General features: G+C 74.3%; 4 protein-coding genes. 2 read left to right on the top strand and 2 right to left on the bottom strand.

The window, feature by feature from the left end:
- Positions 1–65 precede the first annotated feature (65 nt).
- Together AB5J50_RS38040 and AB5J50_RS38035 are read left to right on the top strand one after the other, a co-directional pair.
- On the top strand, positions 66–3,263 hold the full coding sequence (locus AB5J50_RS38040; RefSeq protein ID WP_369263200.1) for an amino acid adenylation domain-containing protein: 3,198 nt from the start codon (positions 66–68) through the stop codon (positions 3,261–3,263).
- A gap of 171 nt (positions 3,264–3,434) precedes the next feature.
- Complete coding sequence (locus tag AB5J50_RS38035; RefSeq protein ID WP_369263198.1) at positions 3,435–4,139, top strand: thioesterase II family protein; 705 nt, start codon at positions 3,435–3,437, stop codon at positions 4,137–4,139.
- A gap of 157 nt (positions 4,140–4,296) precedes the next feature.
- Here the strand turns inward: AB5J50_RS38035 and AB5J50_RS38030 are convergent, their stop codons facing one another.
- Both AB5J50_RS38030 and AB5J50_RS38025 read right to left on the bottom strand, forming a co-directional pair.
- Positions 4,297–5,910: an amino acid adenylation domain-containing protein gene (locus AB5J50_RS38030; RefSeq protein WP_369263197.1), complete on the bottom strand. Its 1,614-nt coding sequence runs from the start codon at positions 5,908–5,910 to the stop codon at positions 4,297–4,299.
- Positions 5,907–6,929: an NAD-dependent epimerase/dehydratase family protein gene (locus AB5J50_RS38025; RefSeq protein ID WP_369263195.1), complete on the bottom strand. Its 1,023-nt coding sequence runs from the start codon at positions 6,927–6,929 to the stop codon at positions 5,907–5,909. Before AB5J50_RS38025 ends, AB5J50_RS38030 begins: the two co-directional genes overlap by 4 nt.
- Positions 6,930–7,089: the final 160 nt, after the last annotated feature.

The following is a 7,089-nucleotide window of genomic DNA, read 5'->3' as shown; positions in this document are numbered from 1 at the left end:
ACGAGCCGCACGGCGCCAGGTAATTCAGCAGTGCGGGAATGGCATGGACTTTCGGAGGAATCCACATGCAGAAACCCGCGATCCCTGGGCAGCTCCGCTTCTTCACGCTCGACCTGCAGAAGCCGCGGCCCGCCATCGTGCACCGGCTGACCGCGACCGGCCCCGTGGACGGTGACCGGCTGCTCGCCGCCGTACGCGCGGTGCTGCGCGCCCAGCCCGCGCTGCGCCTCTCCCTGCATCCGGAGCCGGCCGGGCTGATGCAGCGCGTCCATCCGGTGGCCGACGTCGCGGTCGAGGTGCACCGGCTGCCCGCGGACACCGCGTCGGCCGGGCGGCTGCTGCGCGAGCGGGTCGACGCGCTCGGCGCCCCCTTCGACCACGCGGGCGCCCCCTTGTGCCGGGTCTCCGTGCTGCTCGGCGACGACCGGGCTCAGCTCCTCTTCGGCGTCCACCACGGGATCTTCGACGACGGCTCCGCCGCCGCGCTCCTCGACGCCCTCACCACCGCGTACGCGCAGGGCCCCGACGCGCTGCCCGACGCCGGGGAGCTGCCGGCCCCGCCGCAGGGTGAACAGGCCGCCGCGCTACGGGAGTTCTGGACCCGTACCCTCAAGGACGCGCCCGCCGACTGCACCCTGCCGCAGCTGGTCCCGGGCGCGGACCGGACCCGTGGCTCGGTCACGGCCCAGTTGCCCGCCGCCCTGGTGGCCCGGATGCGCGACCGTGCGAGGGAGACGGGGGCGAGCGTCTTCACGCAGGTGATGGCGTCCCTCGCCTGGGTCGCCGGGTGGTACGCGCGCACCGACGACGTGGTGATCGCCACGGCCAGCGGGGCGGGCCGGGACACCAGCGGGGCATCGGTGATCAACTGCCTGCAGAACACCATCCCCGTCCGTGTCCCGCTGTCCGGTGCCACCACGGAACAGCTCCTCGACCGCACGCTGGAAGCCCTCTTCGACGCGGTCGAGCACTCCGAGCTGCCCCTGGAGGAGATCCTCGCCGCGACCGGCGCCGAACGGCACCCGGACCGCAAGCCCTTCACCCAGCTCATGTGCACGCAGGGCGAGTTGTTCACCGAGGCCGAGGGCGGCGGGCTGCTGTGGCGGATGGACCCGCCCGAGTCGGACCAGGTCGAGTACGACCTGAGCGTGACCCTGCTGCACGGCCCGCACGGCGAGGAGCACCTGGTCGTCGCCCACCCCGTACAGGCCCTCGACGGGCGGACCGCCGAACGGTTCCTCGCCCATCTCGTCGCCGCCCTCGACGCGCTCACCGCACCGCACTCCGTACCGCTCACCGGACACGACCTGCTGACCGCCGAGGAGCGGGCCGAGCTCGCGGCGCTGACCGGCGCCCCCGTCCCCGGCACCCCGGCACCGGTCCACCGGCTCGTCGAGGAGCAGGCCCGGCGCACCCCGGACGCCACGGCCCTCGTCACCTCCGCCGAACTCCTCGACCACGCGGCGCTGCACGCCCGTGCGGAGCGCCTCGCCGCGGCCCTGATCGCGGCCGGCGTACGGCCCGGCGACCGGGTGGGCGTGTGCCTGGAACGCTCGGCCGGCCTGGTGGTCGCGGTACTGGCCGCCTGGCGGGCCGGCGCCGCCTATGTGCCGCTCGACCCCGACTATCCGGGTGACCGCCTGCGCTACATGCTGGAGGACTCCGCCCCCGCGGCCGTGATCGCCGAGACCCCCCTGCTGCCCGGGGTGCCGACGCTGGCCCCGGACGCCGAGGCGCCGCTGCCCGCCGCCTGGCCGCAGGTTCCGGCCGACTCACCGGCGTACGTGATGTACACGTCCGGCTCCACGGGACGGCCCAAGGGCACGGTCGTACGCCACGACAACCTCTGGGCCCTCTTCGCGGGGTTCGACAGCGTGCTCGACGCGATACCCGACGTCGTCCTGGCGGGCACCAGCCTGTCGTTCGACATCTGCCTCATCGAACTGTTCTGGTCTCTGACCCGTGGCTGCGCCGTGCATCTGACCAGCCATCGCACCGTGCTCGACGAGGACGGCGTCCCCGACGGCGCGTTCTACCAGTGCACGCCCTCCGCGGCCAGGCTGCACACCTCCTCCCCCGAGGGCCGCCGGCTGCTCGGGCGGCTCGGCGCGCTCGTCGTCGCCGGCGAACCGCTCGACGCGGACCTCGCCGCCGAGCTGGCGGGCCTGGTTCCCGGACCGGTCGTCAACGGGTACGGGCCCACCGAGGCCACCGTCTACACCACGCTGTGGCGGGTACACCCGGACACCCCCGTGCACATCGGCCTGCCGCTGCCCGGGGTGCGCTGCCACGTGGTGGACGCGCACGGCAGGGCCATGCCGCCGGGCTGCCCCGGCGACCTGGTGATCACGGGCACGGGGATCGGCGGCGGATACTGGCGGCGCGCCGAACTCACCGCCGAGCGCTTCCCCGTCCTGCCCTGGGCCGGGGGCGGCACCGGCTACCTCAGCGGCGACGTGGTGTCCTTCGCCCCGGGCACCGGCCTGCGGTTCCTGCACCGCGCCGACCAGCAGATCAAGGTCCTCGGACAGCGCATCGAGACCGGGGAGATCGAGGCCACGCTGCGTCTGCACCCGGGGGTACGGGACGCCGCGGTGGCTGTCCTGCCCGACCGTACCGGGGTCGCCGCCTTCCTCGTCCCCGAGGAGGGTGCCGCGGATCTCGTCCCGCAGGGCGACGCCGCGGCGGGGGCGCTGCCGGTCCCCCTGTCCGCCGCGACCGCGGCCGGGCTGCGCCGCCACGCGGCCGGCTGGCTGACCGGCGCGATGCTGCCCACCGTCTGGCAGACGGTGGCCGTCCTGCCGAAGTCGCCCAACGGAAAGCTGGACCGGCTGACCCTGGCCGACTGGGCGGCGCGCAGCGCCCCGGCCGCCCCGCGTACGGGCACGGAGGAGCTGTCCGGTTCGGCGGCGAGCGTCGTCCTGGAGGTCTGGGAGCAGGTGCTCGGCGAGCGGGTGACGGACCCGGGCGCCACCTTCTTCCACCTGGGCGGCACCTCCGCCGGGATCATCCGCGTCCTCGCCCTGCTCCAGCCCCGCTACCCGGACCTGCGGGCGGCCGGCCTGTTCCGGCACACCACGGCGCGGGCCCTGGCCGCGCACCTGACGGACCTGACGGACCTGACGGACCTGGCCCGGGCGGACGCGCGGGAGGAACCGGCGGAAACCGCTGTCGCCGTCCCCGCCGCACGGACCGACGGCTCCGGGCGCGGGGCACGGCGGGCACAGGCCCTGGGCCAATGGACCCCGCGGGCCCGCCGTTGACGCATCCGGGGCGAGCGGCCCGCCCGGGACACCGCTCGCCCCGGGCCCCGGCCGGTCCCGCTCGCCGTATGCGGTACTCCGACGCCGACGCCGTACGCGGTGCGCGGTACTCCGACCCCGTGCCCCGCACTCCGTACCCCTTAGTCTCCCTTTCCTCTCCCTGGAGCCCCGATGACGCTCACCCTGATGTGCCTGCCCTACGCCGGAGCCGGTGCCGGGCTCTTCCGCCCCTGGCAGAACGATCCTGGGCTGCCGTTCCGCCTGGTTCCGGTCCAACTCCCCGGCCGGGACGAGTGGTTCGTGCGGGAGCCCTGCACGACCATGGCGGAGGCCGCCCGGGAGTGTGCCGAACAGATCAGGGAGGCGGCCGGCAGCGGACCGTACGCGGTGTTCGGGCACAGCTTCGGCGCGCTGCTCGCTCATGAGACGGTCCGGCTGCTCGCCGCCGGCGGAGACCGCCTGCCGGTCCGGCTGATCGTCAGCGGCGCCGCCGCCCCCGGTCTGCCCCGCCCGCGGATGGACGGCGACGCGCTCGACGACGAGGCGTTCGTCGCCCGGCTGCGGAGTCTGGTCGGCTACGACCACGAGGCCTGGCACGAGCCGGAGCTGCGCGAGCTGCTGCTGCCCGCGCTCCGCGCCGACCTCGGCATCCAGGACCATTACGTCCCGGCGCCGGGCGGCCCGCTGCCCGTACCGGTGAGCGTCCTGCGCGGCATGGACGACGACCTCGTCGGCCGCGCCGACGCCGCGCGCTGGGACGAGTGCACCACGGAGGGCAGCGAGCTGGTCGACCTGCCCGGCGGGCACATGTACTTCAGCGAGGACTGGCCCCTGCTCTGGAAGACCCTCGGCTCCGTACTCCACCGGGAGGCGTGAGACACCCGGGGAGCATCAAGAGCGTCAAGGGAACGTCGGACATCCCGCTGTATGTCTCCGGCCCGGCACCTGTTCGGTGCCGGGCCGGAGACGTCCTGTCAGGGAGACGTCCTGTCAGGGTCCGTACGGGAAACGGGGGACGACGGCGCCCGCGGACTCAGTCCCGCGCCGCGGCCAGGATCTGGGCCAGCGCCCGCCGGTCCAGCTTCCCGTTGACGTTCAGCGGCAGGCCGTCGAGGTGGGAGAACTTCTGCGGCAGCATGTAGCGCGGCAGGGTCGCGGTGAGGGCCTGCCGCAGCTCGGCGGCGGTCCGCGGCCGACCGGTGCAGGCGGCTTCGAGCCTCAGCTGGCCGTCCGGTCCCGGCAGCGCGAGCACGGCGGCCTCGACGATGCCGTCCTGCGCGCGCAGGGCCGCCTCCACCTCACCGGTCTCGATCCGCTGCCCCATGATCTTGACCTGCTGGTCGGCCCGGCCCTGGTGCACGAGCACCCCGTCCGCGAGCACCCGGACCAGGTCCCCGGTGCGGTACCAGTCCTTCTCCCCGGGCACCCCACCCGCCGGCGGGGTACCGGCCACACCCGAAGCGTCCAGGAACCGTCCTTCGTTGTCGGCCTCGTCCAGATACCCGGCGAAGCGCTGCACCCCGCGCACGTACAGCTCGCCCTCCTCGCCCTCGCCGGCCGGCTTCCCGGTCTCGTCGAGCACCAGGGACTCCAGATGGGGGAAGACCGCGCCGATGGGAACGGTGCCGTTCGCCGTGCGGGGCCAGTCCTCGACCCGGTCCGGAAGCCGGTACTGGGTGGTGACGATGGTGACCTCGGTCGGTCCGTAGAGGTTCTCGACGACGCTGCGGGACGCCGCCCGCTTCCAGGCCGCGGCCTGCTGGGCGGTCAGCTGCTCCCCGCCGAACAGGCTCCACCGCATGGAGGGCATGGAATCGGCGGCGAGTCCCCCCGTCCGGTCGGCCATGGTGATGACCGAGGGCACGGAGAACCAGTGCGTGATCTCCTCGCGGGCCACGAACCGGGCGGGCTTGGCCAGTTCATGGGCGGGCGGCACCACGAGCGTCGCCGCCGAGCCCCAGGCGCCGAACAGCTCGAAGACCGAAGGGTCGAAGGCGAGGCCGATGTTCTGCGCCATGCGGCAGCCGGGTCCCAGTTCGTACCGGTCGATGACGTAGCGCAGGAAGGCCGAGATGTTGCGATGGCTGACCGGGACGCCCTTGGGGGTCCCGGTGGAGCCGGAGGTGAACAGCAGATAGGCGAGACCGTCGTCGTCCGGTACGGCGGCGGCCGCGTCCGGCACCCCCGTCAGAACCGGGTCCCGGTCCCGGTCCCGGCCCCGGTCCCGGTCCGCTCGCAGCGCGGTCAGCCGCTCCTCGGTCATGTGCAGGACCGGCGTCACGGACCAGCCCTCGGGGGCGCCCCTGCCGGTCAGGAACAGGTCGAGCGCCGCGTTCTCGGCGATCGTGGCCATCCGCGCGGCGGGAAAGGCCGAGTTGAGCGGGACCACGGCGGCACCCAGGCGCAGTACCGCCAGATAGCCCGCGTACGTGCCGACGCCGGGCCTCGTGGCCAGGCCCACCCGGCGCGGTGCCCGGCCCCCGCAGGCCGTCAGGATCTCGCCGGCCAGCGCCTCGGCCAGCTCCCGGAGCTCACGGTAGGCCAGCCGCTCACCGTCCACTTCGAGCGCGGTCAGGTCCGGGTACGCCTCGGCGGTCGTGGCGAACCACTCGTACAGGGTGCGGGGTTCGCGGCGCGGGGCGTTCATCGGACACCGGTCCGCGCGTGCCAGGCCAGCAGCACCTCTTGCTCCTTGTCCGGGGCGATGCCGAGGACGGTCTCGCCCTGTTTGTACGGGCCGGTGGCGGGGCCGCGTTCACCGAGCCAGCGCCAGGTGTCGGCGACGGTCTCGGCGAGCGGGCGGCGGCGCAGCCCGGCCGCCTCGGCCTTCGCGGGGACGACCGCCCAGGTGCCGGCCATGGCGGGCTCGTCCGGCGCCCACAGGGGCAGTTCGGTCCACGGTCCGACGCCCTGGTCCAGGAGGAAGTCGTCGTCCGCCCAGACCGGTTCGGCGCCGGAACCGGTCACCTCGGCGCACCGGCCGAGCAGTTCGCCGAAGGTGGCGCCGTCCTTGGGGCCGGTCACCAAGTAGCGGCCGGTGGCGCGCTGTTCGAGCAGGTCCAGGCCGAAGGCGGCGACGTCGCGCGCGTCGATGAGCTGTACGGGCTGCTCCGGGCGGCCGGGGGCGAGGAACTCCCCGCCGCGGGCGGCCCGCTCGAGCCACCACAGCAGCCGTCCGGTGTTCTCCCAGGGACCGACGATCAGGCCCGGGTTGAGGATCAGGGTGCCGCCGGTGAAGTACTTCTCGACCGCGCGTTCGCAGCCGGCCTTCAGCGCGTTGCCCGGCACCTCGTCCGGTGTGGCGTCGGGCCCGCAGACGTGCCGGGGCGCGCTCTCGTCCACCGGGGCGGCGGGCCAGTCGGAGTGGGCGTGGAAGGAGGACACGAACAGATACGTGTCGGCCCGGCCGCTGAGCGCCCGGGCCGAGTCGCCCACCGGCCGGGGCTCGAAGCCACACGTGTCGACGACCGCGTCCCAGGGCCCGGCGGCCGCCAGCCGTTCGAGGTCGGCGGGGTTCTCGCGGTCTCCCCGCAGGGCCTCCGCGCCGGGCACGTCCGGCCCGGAGCGGCCCCGGTTGAACACCGTCACGGCATGGCCGCGCAGGGTCGCCTCTTCGGCGAACGCCCGCCCCAGGAACACCGATCCACCGAGTATGAGTATGCGCATCGGCTCAGGATCAGCGCGCGCTCCCGGCGCGGGCAACGCACTTTGAGAAGGGCTGACAAAGCCCTGACGCCGAGGCCACACTCGGCCTCGCGCGCAGGGCCGACTCAGTCCGCGTCAGGCGTCAGGCGCAACGAGATGAACTCGTCGCGGCGGAAGCGAT

The sequence above is a fragment of the Streptomyces sp. R35 genome, from assembly GCF_041053035.1.
Taxonomy (GTDB): Bacteria; Actinomycetota; Actinomycetes; order Streptomycetales; family Streptomycetaceae; genus Streptomyces; species Streptomyces lutosisoli.
This window is presented reverse-complemented; position numbering and strand designations above follow the sequence as displayed.

Bases quoted from the DNA above. Each gene is read 5' to 3' on its own strand.
- AB5J50_RS38040 (WP_369263200.1), top strand. From the start codon at position 66: ATGCAGAAACCCGCGATCCCTGGGCAGCTCCGCTTCTTCACGCTCGAC.
- AB5J50_RS38035 (WP_369263198.1), top strand. From the start codon at position 3,435: ATGACGCTCACCCTGATGTGCCTGCCCTACGCCGGAGCCGGTGCCGGG.
- AB5J50_RS38030 (WP_369263197.1), bottom strand. From the start codon at position 5,910: ATGAACGCCCCGCGCCGCGAACCCCGCACCCTGTACGAGTGGTTCGCC.
- AB5J50_RS38025 (WP_369263195.1), bottom strand. From the start codon at position 6,929: ATGCGCATACTCATACTCGGTGGATCGGTGTTCCTGGGGCGGGCGTTC.